This is a genomic window from Kribbella sp. NPDC056951 (genome assembly GCF_042674205.1).
Lineage (GTDB): Bacteria > Actinomycetota > Actinomycetes > Propionibacteriales > Kribbellaceae > Kribbella > Kribbella yunnanensis.
The window spans coordinates 42,286-59,387 of the sequence record NZ_JBHUQZ010000014.1; the positions used below are offsets into that span (position 1 = coordinate 42,286).

Annotated in this window: 14 protein-coding genes; 2 read left to right on the forward strand and 12 right to left on the reverse strand. The window is 67.2% G+C overall.

Annotated features, from left to right (window positions below):
- Positions 1-238 precede the first annotated feature (238 nt).
- From ACFTSF_RS35570 to ACFTSF_RS35605, 8 genes are read right to left on the reverse strand one after another with little or no spacing between them, the layout of a single operon-like run.
- Positions 239-1,519, reverse strand: a complete 1,281-nt coding sequence (locus ACFTSF_RS35570; RefSeq protein WP_380159275.1) for an alpha-L-fucosidase — start codon at positions 1,517-1,519, stop codon at positions 239-241.
- Positions 1,516-2,889, reverse strand: coding sequence for an FAD-binding oxidoreductase (locus tag ACFTSF_RS35575; RefSeq protein ID WP_380159277.1), 1,374 nt, complete (start codon positions 2,887-2,889; stop codon positions 1,516-1,518). The genes ACFTSF_RS35570 and ACFTSF_RS35575 overlap by 4 nt, the downstream gene beginning before the upstream one ends.
- A complete protein-coding gene (locus tag ACFTSF_RS35580) occupies positions 2,886-3,755 on the reverse strand; it encodes a U32 family peptidase (RefSeq protein WP_380159278.1) in 870 nt (289 codons plus the stop codon). Before ACFTSF_RS35580 ends, ACFTSF_RS35575 begins: the two co-directional genes overlap by 4 nt.
- Positions 3,749-5,044: a DUF2088 domain-containing protein gene (locus ACFTSF_RS35585; protein ID WP_380159280.1), complete on the reverse strand. Its 1,296-nt coding sequence runs from the start codon at positions 5,042-5,044 to the stop codon at positions 3,749-3,751. The genes ACFTSF_RS35580 and ACFTSF_RS35585 overlap by 7 nt, the downstream gene beginning before the upstream one ends.
- Entirely contained in the window at positions 5,044-6,981 is a 1,938-nt protein-coding gene (locus tag ACFTSF_RS35590; protein ID WP_380159282.1) for an IlvD/Edd family dehydratase, read from the reverse strand. The genes ACFTSF_RS35585 and ACFTSF_RS35590 overlap by 1 nt, the downstream gene beginning before the upstream one ends.
- Positions 6,978-8,429 carry an aldehyde dehydrogenase (NADP(+)) gene (locus tag ACFTSF_RS35595; protein ID WP_380159283.1) on the reverse strand — a complete coding sequence of 484 codons (1,452 nt, stop codon included), beginning with the start codon at positions 8,427-8,429 and terminating at the stop codon, positions 6,978-6,980. The genes ACFTSF_RS35590 and ACFTSF_RS35595 overlap by 4 nt, the downstream gene beginning before the upstream one ends.
- A complete protein-coding gene (locus ACFTSF_RS35600) occupies positions 8,426-9,316 on the reverse strand; it encodes a fumarylacetoacetate hydrolase family protein (RefSeq protein ID WP_380159285.1) in 891 nt (296 codons plus the stop codon). The genes ACFTSF_RS35595 and ACFTSF_RS35600 overlap by 4 nt, the downstream gene beginning before the upstream one ends.
- Before the next feature lie 11 nt (positions 9,317-9,327).
- Complete coding sequence (locus tag ACFTSF_RS35605; RefSeq protein WP_380159286.1) at positions 9,328-12,039, reverse strand: UxaA family hydrolase; 2,712 nt, start codon at positions 12,037-12,039, stop codon at positions 9,328-9,330.
- Between the two features lie 131 nt (positions 12,040-12,170).
- Between ACFTSF_RS35605 and ACFTSF_RS35610 the strand changes: the two genes are divergently transcribed.
- Positions 12,171-12,854, forward strand: a complete 684-nt coding sequence (locus tag ACFTSF_RS35610; RefSeq protein WP_380159288.1) for a GntR family transcriptional regulator — start codon at positions 12,171-12,173, stop codon at positions 12,852-12,854.
- Complete coding sequence (locus tag ACFTSF_RS35615) at positions 12,851-13,258, forward strand: hypothetical protein (protein ID WP_380159290.1); 408 nt, start codon at positions 12,851-12,853, stop codon at positions 13,256-13,258. Before ACFTSF_RS35610 ends, ACFTSF_RS35615 begins: the two co-directional genes overlap by 4 nt.
- A 207-nt stretch (positions 13,259-13,465) precedes the next feature.
- On the opposite strand, the gene ACFTSF_RS35620 is transcribed toward ACFTSF_RS35615, so the two are convergent.
- From ACFTSF_RS35620 to ACFTSF_RS35635, 4 genes are read right to left on the reverse strand one after another with little or no spacing between them, the layout of a single operon-like run.
- A complete protein-coding gene (locus ACFTSF_RS35620; RefSeq protein WP_380159292.1) occupies positions 13,466-13,804 on the reverse strand; it encodes a VOC family protein in 339 nt (112 codons plus the stop codon).
- Between the two features lie 17 nt (positions 13,805-13,821).
- Positions 13,822-15,015 (reverse strand): Gfo/Idh/MocA family protein, encoded by a 1,194-nt coding sequence (locus tag ACFTSF_RS35625; protein WP_380159294.1) that lies wholly within the window; start codon positions 15,013-15,015, stop codon positions 13,822-13,824.
- Between the two features lie 43 nt (positions 15,016-15,058).
- Positions 15,059-15,796 carry a glycerophosphodiester phosphodiesterase gene (locus ACFTSF_RS35630; RefSeq protein WP_380159295.1) on the reverse strand — a complete coding sequence of 246 codons (738 nt, stop codon included), beginning with the start codon at positions 15,794-15,796 and terminating at the stop codon, positions 15,059-15,061.
- Positions 15,793-17,100, reverse strand: a complete 1,308-nt coding sequence (locus ACFTSF_RS35635; protein WP_380159297.1) for an ABC transporter substrate-binding protein — start codon at positions 17,098-17,100, stop codon at positions 15,793-15,795. The genes ACFTSF_RS35630 and ACFTSF_RS35635 overlap by 4 nt, the downstream gene beginning before the upstream one ends.
- Positions 17,101-17,102: the final 2 nt, after the last annotated feature.

A 17,102-nucleotide genomic window follows, 5' to 3' on the forward strand; every position in this document is an offset into this window, starting at 1 on the left:
GCATGCGTTGCGGCGGGTGTTGCTGGCGTGTGGGCACGTGCAGCGGGATCGGCTGGCGCACCGTGGTGATCATGTCTGGTGTGAGGGCGAATGCTCCGACTGGATGCGGGTTGTCTCGGTGGAGGAGTAGGACAAGGCGCCGCCATTCAGGTGGGTGGTGGCGCCGGCCCCCCTGGTAACGGATGTACGCCGGGCTCTCCGAAGGCTCGGTTCCTGGTTCGACTCCAGGCAGGGGGACTCAGGACAGCGTCGGGTCGTGGTGGACGGTGAGGGCCACAGAAGGGTCAGGAGCTCGGGTGGCGAGGATGCGGACGCGTACGGCGTCGGCGGTCACCGAACTGTCCAGCGGGATCAGGCGGCGGTGGCCGATCGTGGTGCCTACGGCGACCTCGGTCCACGAGCCGTCGATCAGGGCGTCGACGGCGAAGGACTCGACCTGTTGGCCGGCGGCGATGTCCTCGCGCAGGCTCAGCACGTTGAAGGATCCCGGCAGCTCAACGGCCGTGTCGTAGTACGACCGGATCGCCTCACCAAAGGCAGCCAACGCCTGTACGTCGGGATCCGCGAACCGCCCGCGTCGATCCGGCGGGATGTTCAGCAGCAGTACGGCGTTTCGCCCGACCGACTTGCGGTAGATGTCGAGCAGCTCGGGCACCGACTTCACCGCATCGTCCTCGGACGCGTGGTAGAACCAGCCCGGCCGGATCGACACGTCAACCTCAGCGGGGTACCACCGCAACTCGTCGGCCGCTGCCAACTCGGCGGGCCCGGCCACCGAAGCAGCGGTCTGCTGCGCCACCATCTGACCGGACGCGAACGGCACGACGCTCCACTCGGTCTCCCGCGCGAACCCGTCCTCGTTGCCGACCCACCGAACATCCGGCCCACCCACCGCGATCGTTGCCGAAGGCGCCAATCGGCGGATCAGGTCGAACCACGCGTCGAAGGCGTACTCCTGCGCCGTACTCGTCGGGTTCGCTCCGTCCAGCCACACCTCGGTGATCGGCCCGTACTGCGTCAGTAGCTCATACAGCTGGTTCAGATAGAACCGGTTGTAGTCGTCCACCTCGTAGACGAACTCGCCGATCTCTGAAGCGACCGCCGGGCTCCCGTTGCCGTAGTACCCGCCCGGAGCCTTCTCCTGGTACAGGTCCGCCGGCGACAGGTAGAACCCCATCCCGAGCCCATGCTCGGCACAGGCCGCAGACATCTCGGCCATGACGTCGCGCCCGGACGGACTCGCGGCGATGGTGTGCGGCAGGAAGCGGCTCGGCCATAGACAGAAGCCGTCGTGGTGCTTCGCTGTCAGGATCACACTCTTGAACCCGGCATCGACCAGCACCCGCACCCACTGATCACACGAGAGCTCGGCCGGGTCGTACACGGCAGGATCGTCCAGCCCGGTCCCCCACTCCAGATCTGTGAAGGTGTTGATACCGAAGTGCACGAACGCCGTCAGCTCCTGCCGTTGCCACGCGAGCTGTCGAGCCGATGGTCGCACCGCTGACGGATCGATCACCGCAGCACCTTTCCTGGGTTGAGCAATCCGTCAGGGTCGAAGGCCTGTTTGATGCGCCGATGCAGATCGAGACCGACCGGGCCGAGCTCGTCCTCGAGCCAGCGCGCCTTCAACGTACCGATCCCATGCTCACCAGTGATGGTCCCGCCAAGGGACAGACCGAGCTGCATAATCGCGCCGAACGCCTCCAACGCCCTAGCCTCTGCGGCCGGATCGTCGCGATCGAAAACGACCGTGGGGTGCATGTTGCCGTCGCCGACGTGACCGGGACAGCAGATCAGTACGTCGTGCTTCGCGCCAAGCTCGGCGATTCCGCGCAGGAGCGGGACGAGTTGCGAGCGCGGGACGGAGACGTCGTCGATCAGGGTGACGCCGAGTGGCTCCAGCGCCGGGTTGACCAGCCGTCGGGCTTCGAGCAGCATCCGCGACTCCTCGGCATCCGACGCCTCGGCCACCTCGACCGCGCCATGCGCCGTACAGATCGCTGCGATCCGCGCGACGTCCTCAGCGGCTCGCGGGCCGCGGTCGGACTGTGCGATCAGCAGCGAACCGACATCTGCAGGCAGTCCCATATCCCGGTAGTCCTGGATCGCCCGCGCAGTCGGCCCATCGAGGAACTCCAGCAGCGAGGGCCGCAGACCAGAAGCCATCACCGCGGCAGCGGCAGCGATCCCGTCCTCGATGGACAGGAACGTGGCGGCCGCGGTCAGCGCCATTTCGGGCGCGGGCCGCAGGGTCAGCGTCGCCTCGGTGACCACGCCCAGCGTCCCCTCGGAACCCACGATCAGCCGGGTCAGGTCGTACCCAGCGACACCTTTCGCCGAACGACGGCCGGTCCGAACGACCTCGCCGGACGCCAGCACGACCTCCAAACCGCGCACAAAGTCCGACGTCACGCCGTACTTCACGCAGCACAACCCACCGGCGTTGGTCGCGATGTTGCCGCCCAGCGTGGACATCTCCCACGACGACGGATCCGGCGGATAGAACAGCCCCTGCTCAAGAACAGCCCGCGACAGCTCGGCGTTCACCACGCCAGGCTGGACAACGGCGACCTGGTCCTCGGCGGAGATCTCCAGGATCCGGTTCATCCGCGCCGTCGACAGCAACAGGCAGCCGTCGATCGCGTTGGCCGCGCCAGACAGCCCGGTCCGCGCCCCCTGCGTCACAACCGGTACGCCGTACTCCGCCGAAGCCTTCAGCACCTCGGACACCTCACCCGTGGTCGACGGCCGCACCAGAACCCGCGGTACGCCGGCCTTGCAGAAGGTCGCATGATCGTTGCGATGCGCATCCAGTACGTCGGCATCGTCGACCACCGCGTTGTCCCCCAGGGCGGACTTCAACCGGGCCACGAAGAGATCGGTCATACCTCATCCTGTTCGGCCAGCAGACGCAGAATCAACTCGGCCCGGCGGACTCGTTCACGCCCTAATGCCTCGGCGGTCGCGGTCAGATGCGCGCCGGCCGGGTAGATGTTCGGCGCGTTCCGCAGCCCCATCTTCAGATAGACCGGCGCCGCCACCTTCACGATCTCCGGTACGTCGTAGAAGCGCACGTGCCCGCCCTGGTCGTCCGGCACCTCGATGTACATGTCGATCGGCACCGAGGTCACCGACCGGATCTCCGCGAGCACCGGCACCGGAAGATCCGTCGACACGTTCAAACTCGTTGCCCCCAGGCGTTCGTAGAGTCGCGCAGTCGGTGCGTTGGGCAACGGCATGAGCACCGAGGTCTTCAGCACGAGGTCGGAAGGCAACGAGCCGTCAACCTTCAACTGGCCAAGGAGTTCCAGTACGCCGATGTCTCCGACCAGCAGACTTCGTACACCAAGCTCGACCGCCCGGAAGGCGTCACACAGCGACGCGGCAACCATCTCGTTGCCACGCGCAACGCCTCCGACCGCGGCCGAGACCTTCGCCTGCCCACCGATGTCCCACGCACCTCGCGGGCCGAGGAAGAGGCAGACCTCGACACCGGCCGAGGCACCGAGCGACAACATCTCCTCGATCTCGGCATCGGTCAGCATCATCACGCCGCTGCCCTGCGACACCCGATCGATGGTCACCGCACGCCGCGCCGCCTCGTCGAGGACAGCCTCGAACACCCGCGGTCCCTCACACGACGGGATCTCCACCTTGTACGGCGTACCGTCCGGAAACCTCGCCGTGGATGCGCTGCCGGGGCGGAAACCGCGGTCGGCCAGCAGAGCGTGTGCTTCGCGAATGGTCACCATGGTGAAAGCTTCCCATCGACAGTCAGCTCGCCGGCCGCACCGGTGATCTCCAGATCGAACCGGTCACCGGCTTCGGCCAGAAGAGCGGGCGTGACCAGCAGCTCGTGCGGGGACAACGTGTCCTTGATCCGCGCGAGCCGCAGTTCGGACCAGTCGCGGCGGCCACACATCGTGATGGCCGCGAGAACGGCCGCTTCGTCGTCTTCCATCACCATCGGTAGGCGGGATCGGCGCGCTCCGCCGGCGCCGGAGGTCAAGGCGTTCACATAGCTGGCCTGTAGGTCGATCTGTTCGAGAATCCTGGCCGGCATCACGTCGGCCAGGCCGAGCCCGGAGGCGTTCCCGTGCGAGGCCTCGGAGAGCGAGTGCACGCTGATGGCTGCGATCGACGGCGATTCGAACTCGGGGATGCCGTGTACCCAGCACCGGCCGATCACGTTCGTGTCCATGCCGGCGCCGGATTTGTCCTTGCCCAGCTCGTCCACCACCAGCACGTCCAGCTCGTCGAACGGCAAGCGGCCAAGGAGGCTGCCTGCCCGTTGCAACAGGGCGTGCTCAGCCGCGCCCGCGATCCCGTCGGCCGGTACGAACTCGACTGCGGCCGTGTGTTCCAGGGCGTTCTCCAGGATGCCTAGTCCGCCAAGGATCTTGCCCTGCGCAACGACTACTCGCGCAGCCGCTTCGATCGAACTTCCCAGCGACGGAATCCCACCGGCGTGCAGCGCCGCGGCACCGGCGTGGTTGCCGAGACCGATCGCGAGGATCTTCGCCAGCCCACTCTCGATCGGTCCGTGGAAGTCGGTATGCGGCTTCACCCGGTTGATCACGAGTACGCCGTCAGCGGCTGCCGCGATCGCGTCGTGATGAACCGGCGTACCGTCGTCAAGCTTGCCGACGACAACGGTCTCCATGGTCGCCTCGATCGGGCAGCCGACGCTGGATGGAGTGATCCCGAGCCCGGCCAGCATCTCGCGCTGCCCGTCAGCCGTCGCACCGCCGTGCGAACCCATAGCCGGTACGACGAACGGGTCGGCCCCAGCTGCCTTGAGCCACTCGACGGCCGCCCGAACCACCGGCACCAGATCGTGGATCCCGCGACTGCCCGCGGTGACCGCGATGCGAGCGCCGGACTGGATCTGCACGCGCAGAGGCTCGAGTGCCGTGTGAGTAGCCGCAGCCGGGTCGTCCATAGCCGGCAGATCCGGCAACAGCCGCCGAATCGGCGTAACCTGCGGAATCACCCCGGCAGGCCGAAGCCCCCGAATACCCTCGAACGGTCCCCAGTTCATCAGTGGCTCTGTCTGGCTACGGCGGAGCCGGTGCGGCCTACCAGGAAGTCGAGATCGCAGCCCTGGTTGGCCTGCGTGACGTGGTCGACGTACAAGCGGGCCCAGCCTCGATCCGTTGGCGGCGCAGGGGGTTGCCAGTCGGCGCGGCGCTTCTCGAGTTCCTCGTCGGAGACGTCGAGGTGGAGTCGCCGGCCGGGAACGTCCAGCTCGATCCAGTCGCCGGTTCGCACCAGAGCCAGCGGTCCGCCGACCGCGGCCTCCGGCGTGACGTGCAGTACGACGGTTCCGTACGCCGTACCGCTCATCCGTGCGTCGGAGATCCGCACCATGTCGTCGACGCCGATCTCGGCGAGTTTGCGCGGGATCGTCATGTTGCCGACCTCCGGCATTCCCGGGTAGCCGCGTGGTCCGGCGTTCTGGAGGACGAGCACGGTGTCTTCGTCGACGTCCAGGTCCGGATCGTCGACGGCCAGGTCGTACTCCTCGATGCTGCTGAAGACCAGCGCCTTCCCGCGGTGCTGCAACAAGCGCTCCGATGCCGCGGACTGCTTGACCACAGCACCGTCCGGCGCCAGATTGCCCTTCAGTACGGCGGTTCCCGCGCCGCTGCCGAGCGGATTGCCGACCGGGCGGATGACCGCGGCACCCGGGCGACCCTCCTGGCCGACCCAGTCGATGCGCTCGGCGTTGGCGACGTTCTCGCCCATGGTTCGGCCGGTGACGGTGATCGCGTCCGCCTTGAGCAGCGGCAGGATCTCCTTCAGTACGGCGGGAAGACCGCCGGCGTAGTAGAAGTCCTCCATCAGGTACTGCCCCGACGGCTGCAGGTCGGCCAGCCACGGTACGCCGCGCGCCCACTCGTCCATGTCGTCCAGCGACAGGTCGACGCCGACCCGGCCGGCGATCGCGAGCAGGTGGATGACCGCGTTGGTCGAACCACCGATCGCGGCGTTCGCGCGGACCGCGTTGGCGAACGCATCGCGGGTCAGGATGTCGGACGGCTTCAGGTCCTCGTGCACCATCTCGACGATTCGCCGACCGGCCTGCTGGGCCAGCGAATACCGCCGTGAGTCGACTGCTGGGATGGCGGCTGATCCGGTCAGCTGGAGGCCGAGTGCCTCGGCCATACAGGCCATCGTGGACGCCGTACCCATCGTCATACAGTGGCCGTTGCTCCGAGACATCCCGGATTCGGCGGCCGCGTAATCCTCCTCGGTCATCCGGCCGGCGTTCCGATCCTGGGTGAACCGCCAGACCGCCGTACCGGAGCCGATGTCGCAGCCGCGGAACTTCCCGTTCAGCATCGGACCGCCGGTCACCACGAGAGTGGGCAGGTCGACGCTTGCCGCGCCCATGATCGAGCCGGGCGTGGTCTTGTCGCAGCCGGTCAGCAGGATGGTGCCGTCGATCGGGTTACCCCGCAGCGACTCCTCCACATCCATGCTGAGCAGATTCCGGAACAGCATCGCGGTCGGCCGCAGCATCGTCTCGCCAAGCGACATCACCGGGAACTCCAGCGGGAACCCGCCAGCCTGCCAGACCCCGCGCTTCACCGACTCGGCAAGCCGTCGCAGGTGGGCGTTACACGGCGTCAGCTCGGACCACGTGTTGCAGATCCCGATCACCGGCCGCCCGTCGAACACCTCCTCCGAGAACCCCTGAGCCCGCATCCACGACCGATGGATGAACCCGTTGCGCCCCTCCTCCCCAAACCAATGCTCATAACTCCGCAACCCGTTCGCCGCCCCCGAAGGCACCCCACTCCCCTTCTCAGGAGTAGGCACACCCCCCGAATCCGGTACGTCGAAGTCGCGCGGATCCGCAGTCGCCGGGGTATCGGATTCCGCGGTGGGCGAGGTGCCCGAACCGGCGGGGTCGGGGGTCGGCCCGTTGGCCGGGTCGCGGGGGTCGTCGTTTGTGGGTGGGCGCTCGGTCATCGGGTCACCTCGCCTGTGGTCACCACGCCGTTGATTCGGCGGGTGATGCCGATCGGGTTCGCGTCCCGCAGTACGGCGGGGAGGACGGCGTCGGGCGCGTCCTGGTAGGCCACTGGGCGCTGGAAGCGGCGGGCGGCGGTCACGCCGACGCTGGTGTGGATCGAGCCGACCGTTGAGGGGAACGGGCCGCCGTGGTGCTGGGCCCAGGAGACCGCGACGCCGGTCGGCCAGCCGTTCCACAAAACCCGCCCGGCCTTTGCGGTTAGCAGCGGTAGGAGGTCGGTCGCGAGCTCGTTGTCGGACTCCTCGGCGTGCAGGGTCGCGGTGAGGTTGCCGTCGAAGGCTGCGATCGCGGTCCGCAGCTCGTCGATACCGTCGTACTCGACGACGATCGACACCGGGCCGAAGCACTCCTCGAGGATCTCGTCCTCACGCGCCAGCAGCTCGGGAACCGTTGTCTGCAACAGCGTCGCCGCGCCCGTCGACCAGACGCGAACCCCGTCGACCTTGCCCAGCCGGTCCAGACCCGAGTCGAACGTGTCCTTGATCCGGTCGTTCAGCATCGTCGCCGACGCCACTCCCCCGGCCGCCTCGACCAATTGATCCTGCAGACCATGACCGGCCGGCAAGAACAGCAGTCCAGGCTTCGTGCAGAACTGACCGACTCCGAGAGTGAACGAACCGACATACCCGGCAGCAATATCCTTGCCTCGGGCATCGATTGCGGATTGCATAACGAAGACGGGGTTGAGACTACCGAGCTCACCGTAGAACGGAATCGGCTCCGGTCGAGTGACCGCAATCTCGTGCAGCGCCTTGCCGGCCGGGACCGACCCGGTGAACCCAGCCGCCGTAATCCGCGGATCCTTCAGCGCAACAACACCCACGTCGAACCCCTGGATCAACCCGAGCGAACCATCCGGCGCCCCGGCCCTCCGCAGCGCCTCGATCATGACCGCGGCCGTCCGCGCCGACAGCTCCGGATGCCCCGGATGCGCCTTCACGATCACCGGACACCCGGCAGCCAACGCCGACGCAGTGTCCCCACCACAGACACTGAAAGCGAACGGGAAGTTGCTAGCGGCAAACACCAACACCGGTCCGAGCGGCACCAGCACCCGGCGCAGATCCGGCCGCGGCACTGGCTTGGCGGCAGCGTCAGCGGTATCGATGACGACCTCGAGCAACGACCCTTCCACCAAAGCATCAGCGAACATCCGCAGCTGCCCAGTACTCCGCCCGACCTCACCGCGCAACCGCGGCTCCGGCAACGACGTCTCCCGCATCGCGATCGGCACCAGCTCGTCGACCGCCGCATCCAGCGCATCGGCCACGGCCCGGATCCACCCGGCCCGTACGGCGGGCTCCGCGGTCCCGAGCGCGGTCGCGGCGCCGGCCGCCTCGGCCAGGGCGTGCTCGAGCTCGGCGGGCGTGGTGTCGGCGGTCATCGCTTCTCCTCAGAGTTCTGTTCGGCCAGGAACGCAAACGGCTCCCGGCCGGTGGCCACGGTATTCGTCAAGGTACCCAGCTGATCGATGCTGATCTCGATGGCATCACCCTCACGCAACGCGAAGTCGAGTTCGGGCACGATGCCGGTCCCGGTCGCCAGAATCGCACCGTCCGGGAAGTCATTCGGCAGGAAGAGCACATCGATCAGATCCTGCAGCTCGCGGACCAGTTTGCCGGTCGACGTCGTACCGCTGAAGACCTCGTCGTCACCGCGGCGGATGACGATGTCGATCGTCAGATCCTTGGGGTCCGCGACCTCCCAGGCCGGGCGGATGCCGGTCGCCAGCGCACATCCACCGGCGAACAGCTTGGCCTGCGGGACATACAGCGGGTTCACACCTTCGATCGAGCGCGAACTCATGTCGTTGCAGACCGTGTAGCCGACGATCTCACCGTGGCTGTTGGCAACGACCGCGAGTTCCGGTTCCGGTACGTCGTGCCCCGAGTCGACGCGGATCCCGACCGGCTCGCCGTCCGTCACGACGCGCCAGGCCGGAGCCTTCTGGAACAGCTCCGGCCGGTCCGCCGTGTAGACCTTGTCGTAGACGGACTGCTCGGTGCTCTCCTCCATCCGCGCGCCCCGCGACCGCTCATACGTGACGCCCGCGCACCAGACCTCGCCCCGACCGTCGATCGGCGGCAACCACTTCAGCCCGTCGACAGGAACCGCCGTACCGGTCTTGGCAACGGCTGTCTGCAGGTCCGCAAGCGGGAGCTGGAGCAGCTCGGCCATGCTGGCGATTCCTTCGACCGGTGCCACCGTGTCACCGGTACGGACGCCTACGACCGGCCGCCCGCCGGGCAGCTGGTAACGGACCAAGTGCATGAGTCCACCTCTCACATAGATGTGCCGAGCAAGCCACGGGTGATCTGGAAGCCGACGTTGCCGGAAGCAACGGCCTTCGGGACGAGTTGCCGGCTCGCGACCAGGGCGATCGTCTCCAGCCCGATCCGCGCCTGATCCGCCGCGTCCCCGGTAGCGACCGCATCGAGGTCATCGCCGTACCGGGCAACAGTTTCGGGGTCTCTGCTGAACTCGACGACCGGGACGAACCGTTGCGCCGACAAGGTGCCGCCGGCAACATGCGCGAGAATCTGCTGTACGCCGGACGCCCCGAACCCGGTCGCGGTTTCCATCCAGTCCGTACCGGGCATCCGCATCACGTGCCATCCCGGGGCACTGGGCCGCTGCCCGTGCGCGATCGTCGGACCAACCTCGGCGGCGGAACCGAACGCCGTACGGCGGAAGTTGCCATCAGCAAGCAGTGTGCCGCGGGACGACAGCACGACTGAGCCGCCCGAGCCCACGATCTCGGCACCGATCAGGCCGAGCGCCTCGGCGGTGTCGGCGGTCAGAGGACCACGTGCCTCCAGACCGACCGTCAGCGCGCCGAGATCGCCTTGATGCTCGACCGGGCTCGGCAGGTCGAAGCTGTTGAACCAGTCTTTGACCTTGGTACCGACGGCTTCGAGACCGCCGTCCGCCTGGATGCTCGCCCAGCCGAATCGCGCCGGATCCTTGCCCGCCTCAACGAGTCGGGAGCGGAAGTAGTCGTTGTGCGTCTTCTCGCAGCCGTGCTCCAGGAGCAGGGCCATCCGGGTGTTCGGATGCAGGAGGTAGCCGAGCATGATCCGGGCGAAGGTCTCCTCGGAGGCTCCGCCGCTGCTGCCGCAGCCCTCGGTGTGCGGGAGTGCGACCATCCGGGTGACCGCGTCACCGGCCCACTTCTCCAGCTCGGCCTGTGCTGCAAGGCGAAGTGCGATCTGGCCGGAGCACAGGCTGGTCGGCAGGATGAGCCCGACCGCTTCGGGGAGGTCGCGATCGTCGACGCGCAGCAGCCGAGCTGGCGTGCGGGTGCCACTGGTGGTGCCGGGCAGTGGGAGGCCGTCGAGTGGGGCGTCGCGGTCGTCGGCTGGGAGGTCGGTCAGCGCGCGGCTCTGCCGGCCGTCGGTGCTGATCGAGATGCCCTCGCGCGGTCCGCTCTGCTTCCAGTTCCGCCAGATCGACACCTGACTGTGGCCGGCGCGCTCGCCCGCACTGGGTTCGCCGGACGCGACTCGGACGGTCAGGTCGAACGTGTCCGCGGTCAGCTGGGCCATCGACGTACCGGTCAGGTAGCGGCCCGCGTCCACGTCCATCTCGGCGTGCAGACGCTCGTATCGCTCGCTGGTGGTGACGAACTTCAGCGTCGGGACGAACGGGAAGTTGGTGATCGAGCCGTTGCCGGTGGTGAAGAAGATCAGGTTGCAGCCGCTGCCGATCTGGCCGGCCACCGACTCCAGGTCGTTGCCGGGGCTGTCCATGAAGATGTAGCCGTTGCCGGGCAGCGGTTCGCCGTAGTCGATGACGTGGTCGAGGCGGACCTCGCGCGGCAGCTTGCGCGCGGCGCCGATCGACTTGAGGACGATGTTGTAGAGGCCGCGGTACACGTTGCCGCCGGACGGATTGCCCTCGGCGGTGTGCCCGTGCCAGCCGACCCGCTCCTTGAACGAACGGATCGTGGTGAGGAAGCGGCGGGCGGTGGCGAGGTCGCGGACGTTCTTCAGCACGTACGGTTCCGCGCCGATGAGCTCATCGGTCTCTGCCAGTACGGCGGCGCCGCCGTGCTTGATCACCTCGGCACCGACGAGGCCGGCCAGTGGGTTGGCGGAGATGCCGGAGAAGGCGTCGGAACCGCCGCACTGCAAGGCGATCTTGAGGTCTGCGAGTGGGACCTCGGTACGTTCCTGCGCGTCGACGATCGGGAGCCAGGGTTCGACGAGGGCGCCAGCCGTGGTGAGGTCGTGCTCGAATCCGGCCTCGCGGGTGAAGAACGCGTGCGGGACCTTGATCTCGGGGTAGTCGTGCTCGGCCATGAGATCCTGGATCGCCCGGCCGGAGACGACGTCTTCGGTGGTGTCGACGATCAGCACGGCGCCGACGTTCGGGTTCAGGGTGAAGCCGGCCAGGGTGGCGAGCAGGAAGTGCAGATTGTTGGGGACCTCGTCCTCGCCGCCCTCGGTGTGCGCGACCGGTACGACGCCATCACCGGCGGCCGCGCCGTCGAAGCGCCGGGCGAGTTCCGTGACAAAGCCGGAACTGCGGGAGCTGGTCGCCATCACGACCACGTGGTTCCTCGTACCGGCTGGGCCTTGCTGACGGGGGTAGCCGAGGAAGGTACCGGGCTGCTCGACGCTGGTGACTTGCTGACCGAGGTGCAGGGCGTTCTCGTCGAGTTCGAAGGGGTCGAGGGGTTCGTTGGTGGCGGAGGGTTCGGTCGGAAGGCCCTCGACGCCGCGGGCGGTGACCGCCTGCAGGCTGGTCGGCGTACAGACGTAGTCACCGGGGAACAGGTCACGCGATGCTCGCGCGAAGGGGGTGTTCCAGGACGTGATCGCTTCGCCTTGCGAGATCCGTCGTACGACGAATCTGTGACCCTCGAGGACGGTGTGCGGGAGCGTCACGGTGGTGCCGTCGAGCTCGATCTGGGTCCCCGCGTCGAGGCGGCGGGAACAGATCGCGGCATTGTCCTCGGGTTCGGGGAGGACGCCGATCTCTTCGAACCTCATGGCCGTGTCCGCCTTCCGTTAGGTGGTACTCCGGCGCTACCGTGAGCCAGATCGTGCATGATGCATGATCCACCCTGCCGAAGACGACCGGCCGGGTCAAGACCGCGCTCAGGATCCGGAGGTGACCACGGGTGACTGATCACGCTGTGGAGGGCGCCGACCGACGGGTACTGCGCCGGCAGATGCTCGCCGACGACGTGTACGAAGCGATCAAGACGATGCTGATGGACCATGTCGTCCGACCCGGTGCCCGCATTTCGATCGACGGACTCGCCCGTGAATTCCAGGTGTCGTCGACACCGGTGCGCGAGGCGCTCGCCCGGCTCGAGTCCGAGGGTCTCGCCCTGAAGGAGCCACTCAAGGGCTACCGCGCGACGCAGTTGCTCACACTGGCCGAGTTCGACGACCTCTACCGCTTCCGCCTGCTCCTGGAACCCTGGGCCGCCCGCCGCGCCGCCGAACTCATCACCGACGAAGGCCGAGACCGCCTCCGCGCCGAACTCGCCACGGCTGTCGAACCCACCTCGGTCGACTACGCCGGCTACAAGTCACTCACGGTTCACGACAACCGCTTCCACACCCTCATCGCCACCCTCTCCGGCAGCGAACAGGTCCGCCTCGCCTTCCAACGCACCCACTGCCACCTCCACATCTTCCGCCTCCACTACGAACGCGACATAGGCCCCGAAGTCCTCACCGAACACCGCACCCTCGTCCAAGCCATCACCTCCGGCAACCCACCCGCCGCCGAAGCCGCCATGACCCGCCACATCCAAAACTCCATGCAATCCCGCCTCCGCAAAATCTACGAGTGAACCGCAAGCCGTTCCCGCTCCCGATCCCACCGATCCTGCGGCCCTACATCCTCGACTTCCACTGGGACCTCGAGCGCCTGCACACCCTCGAGCTACCCACAACCGAGCTCGACCTGGCGGACTTAGCCCACCACCTCGACCTCCCGTTCTGGGCCCACGACGGCCGCCCCTTTCAGATCACGCCACACGAAGTCGCCGCCGACCCGAACCGCTACCACGAACAGTTCGCCCGCACCCGCGCCGCCGACCTCAACCACCCCATCGACGCCGTACGCCGAGAAGACGGCCGAATCACCATCCTCGACGGCATCCACCGCCTCCTGAAAGCAGAGCTAACAGGCCAAGCCCGCATCACCACCCGCATCCTGGCCTGGCCCCATCTAGACGCCATCGCGGCACACTAGTCGGAGCTTTTTCGGCGCCCACACCCGAAAATGTTCCGATCAACGCATCATTAGGCACCTCAGCCAAAGCCCGTCAGCCCCGGGCGACGTGAAGCCGCGGTAGCCGGCCTCGCCATCCGGCCCAGCCAGCTGCTTGGTCCGCCATCTTTGCTTTGTCGGCCGTCTTTGACGGTCGAGTCGCGCGCCGGGCCCCGTGCGACCTGCGGCTCAGTCGAGGGGGGCGCCGCCGTAGGAGATTTCGTTGCCGTCGGGGTCGAAGAAGGTGGCGTGGCGGACGCCGTTTTCGTAGGTTTCGCGGGTGGTGGGTTCTAGGCCGCGGTCGGCGATTGCGGCCAGGGTGGCGTCGAAGTCGGCTACGAAGAGGGTGTGTTGGGCGTGGCCGGCGTGTTCGGGGACTACCTCTATGTAGAGGTAGCGGTGTTCGGCCAGCTCCCAGACTGCCTCGATGTCGTTGGGGAGGAAGGCTGGTGGGGCGCCTAGTAGTTGTTCGTACCAGGCGGTTGCGGTGGCGTAGTCGCTGACGGAGATTCCGGCGAACAGGTCCATCGCTGAACGGTAGCGCGTCAGGCGGGGGCGTCGCCGTGGTCGGGGATTTCCAGTTGTACGCCGCCTTGGAGGGCGGACTGGTGGGCGTAAATGCCGGGGAGGGTGTAGCGGGCGGCGACCCAGGCGTTGACGGGTGGGAGGGTCTTGTCGGCTACGGCGCGGACGAAGTCGTCGGCGAGGAAGTGGTGGGAGCCTTCGTGGCCGTTGTGGAGGCCGTCGAATTCGGCGGGGAGGCGGGTGCGGTCGTGGACCGGGGAGAGGCCGGAGCGGAACGCGTCGCGGAGGGCCGGGTCGACGTTCGCCAGGTCCTCGTCATTCAAATCGCCCGCGGAGGTTTCCATCAGGTGGCTGACGTCTTCGACGCCCTGCTTGTTCTGCCAGACGGTGGTGGTGGCGAGCTGCTCGAAGCTGCCCTCGGTACCGAAGACGCGCAGTCGCGACTCACGGATGTGTGAGGGGTAGCCGACGCGGCGCATTTCGTTGGTGCGCATGATGCCGCCGTCAGCGAGTTTGAAGAGGGCGGTCGCGTTCGAGAAGTCGTTGTCGAACTGGCTGATCTCCTTGTCGAAGACGCCGTCGCCGCGGTCGTCCTGGACGCCGATGCAGGACACGTGGGTGGCGTGCTGGCCGGTCACCGACAGGACGTTCCCGACGGCGTGCGTCGGGTAGAGCATGGGCGGGAACGAGGCGGTCTGCTTCCAGTTCTCGCCGCCGCTGTACTGGTACGCGGCATAGAAACCGAGATCCATGTCGTGGACGTAGTCGCCCTCGGCGTAGAACACCCGGCCGAAGTCACCGGCGGCCAGGCGCTGGCGGCAGTACACCGACGACGGGTAGTAGAAGCTGGTCTCACCCATCATGTAGGTCAGGCCGGTCTCCTTGACCAGCTCGATGATGCGCGCGATCTGGTCGGCCTCGATCGCCATCGGCACGGTCGAGTAGACGTGCTTCCCGGCCTCGAGGGCCTTGATCGCCATCTCGCCGTGGAACCAGCGCTGGGTGAAGATCGCGATCGCGTCCACGTCGGACTCGAGCATGTCCTCGAACGACTGGTAGGTGACCGCGACCCCTTGTTTGGCCGCCACCTCCGCCAGCCGGTCCGGCAGGACGTCGGTCAGCCGCACACCGGACACGTCCGGGTGCGCGGACCACAGCCGCAGGAACGAAGGAGCGAACTGGCCGGCGCCGACCACACCGATGCTGATTCCCATACGACTAGGCAATCACACATTTATGTTCCACGGAAGAACATATTCAGACGTTGGAACGTGTGAGCAGGTGTGGGTTGTCGGTGGTGATGCCGTCGACGCCGAGCTCGACCGCCTGCTGCAGGGTGGCGGCGTCGGGAACCGGCCAGGCGGTGACGGACAGCCCGGCGGCGTGGAGTTCGCCGACAAACGCCGAGGTCAGGCCGGTGATCCCACACAACGCCCAGGTCGCCTCGGCTTCTCGAGTCAAAGCCAGTACGTCGGGAGTCGTGCGACCGAAGATCCGCCCGGTCGTCACCCCGGGGAACGCGCGCCGGACCGCCAGCAGGATCTCGGGGTGGAACGAGGTGACGAGCGTACGAGCGGCCAAGTCGGGGTCGGCCCGCAGCGAATCGGCAAGCAGTGGGACGGCAGCAGGCGCTTTAACCTCGGCCTGGAAACGGACCGGCCGGCGATAGCGGCCGATTTCGGGCCGATTGGTGACAACGTCCATCTCGGCCTGGTGCCGATCGACCGCCGAGACCACCTCGTCCCAGGTGGGGACGCGCTGGCCACGCCCGGCGTCGAGCCGGCGGACCTCGGCGTACGTCATGGTTGCGACTTCGCCGGTGCCGTTGGTTGTTCGGTCGACGGTGGCGTCATGGAGGACGACCAGCTGCCCGTCGGCGGTCACGCGGAGGTCGAGTTCGAGCTCGCCGCAGCCCTCCGCGACAGCGCGGCGGAAGGAGCGGAGGGTGTTCTCGGGCTCGGTTCCCAGGGCGCCTCGGTGGCCGGTGATGATCACAGGACCTTCTCCTCGTAGAGGCGGCGGACCTCGTCGCCGATTGCGTCGAGTCGGCGGGCTACCGCACTGAACACCTTGGTGGGCGAAGCGTTGTCGGCGTAGATCTGTTGGAGGCCGGTGTAGATGGCGACGTTCGCGTTGCGGCCGTAGAGGCGGATGGCGTCCTGCTGGCGGGCATTCGCCAACTGAGCGATCGCGACACCATAGTTGGGCTGCTCGGCGATGAGCTTCTGAAGCTCCGGCACCTCACGCGCCGCCTCCACGACCGGGAGGTAGCCGGTCTGGATCGTCCACCAGGCAGCGTTCTCCGGCCGCGCCAGGAAACTCAAGAACACAGCCGCCGCCTGCTTCCGCTCCGCCGAGATGTTGCGCAGCATCCCGATCCCACCACCACCGGTGGCGATCCCGGACGCGACCTCGCCAGGGATGAACCCAGCTCCGACCCGGAATTTTGCCTTGCTGGTCATGCTTTTCAGCCCACCGGTCGACTCCTGGATCGTGGCCACGAGTCCGTTCGCGAAGTCCGTGCTCGGGCTACTCGCCATATAAGCAAACTTCGACGAGTGCACCATCGAACGCTGCCACTCACCAGCCGCCACCGCCCCGGACTCGGCGATCGTCACATCCAACCCACGCGAATACGAACCACCGAACTGCCACACGTTCCCCTGGAACTGCCAGTCCCCATCAACCTTCGCGAACGCCAGCGCCCGCAACGAACGTCCACCCGACTGCACCTTGGCCAACGACGGTCCCCACGACTGCAACTCGCTCCACGTCCGCGGCGCACGATCCGGCAACCCGGCCGCAGCAAACGCATCCCGGTTGTAGTACAGAATCGGCGTACTCCGCGCGAACGGCACACACCAGCTCTGCCCCTTGACGACATACTCACCGAACAGCTTCGGCTGATAGACCGACGAATCCGCGAGGTACGCGTTCAACGGTTCCAGCGCCTCGTTGAGGAAGAACCGTTCCCACGTCACATCCGACAGTACGGCGAGATCGGGCGCCTGCTTGGCGATCAGCGCGGCCGCGACCTTCTGCGCGACATCGTCGTAGCTGCCCTGGAACTGCACTTCGGCGTACACGTCGTCCTGCGATTCGTTGAACTTGGCAACGAGTCCGTCCAGCGCCTTCCCGTTCACACCGCCGTACGGCGACCAGAACACGATCCGCACGCGCCCGGCGTACTGAGGTGGCACTGCCCCGGCCGGTTGCGAGTAGACCGCATCGACCGACCGATAGCCGCAACCGGCCAACGACAAGCCGGCGGCCAGTCCGAGGAATCCCCTGCGTCGCATGG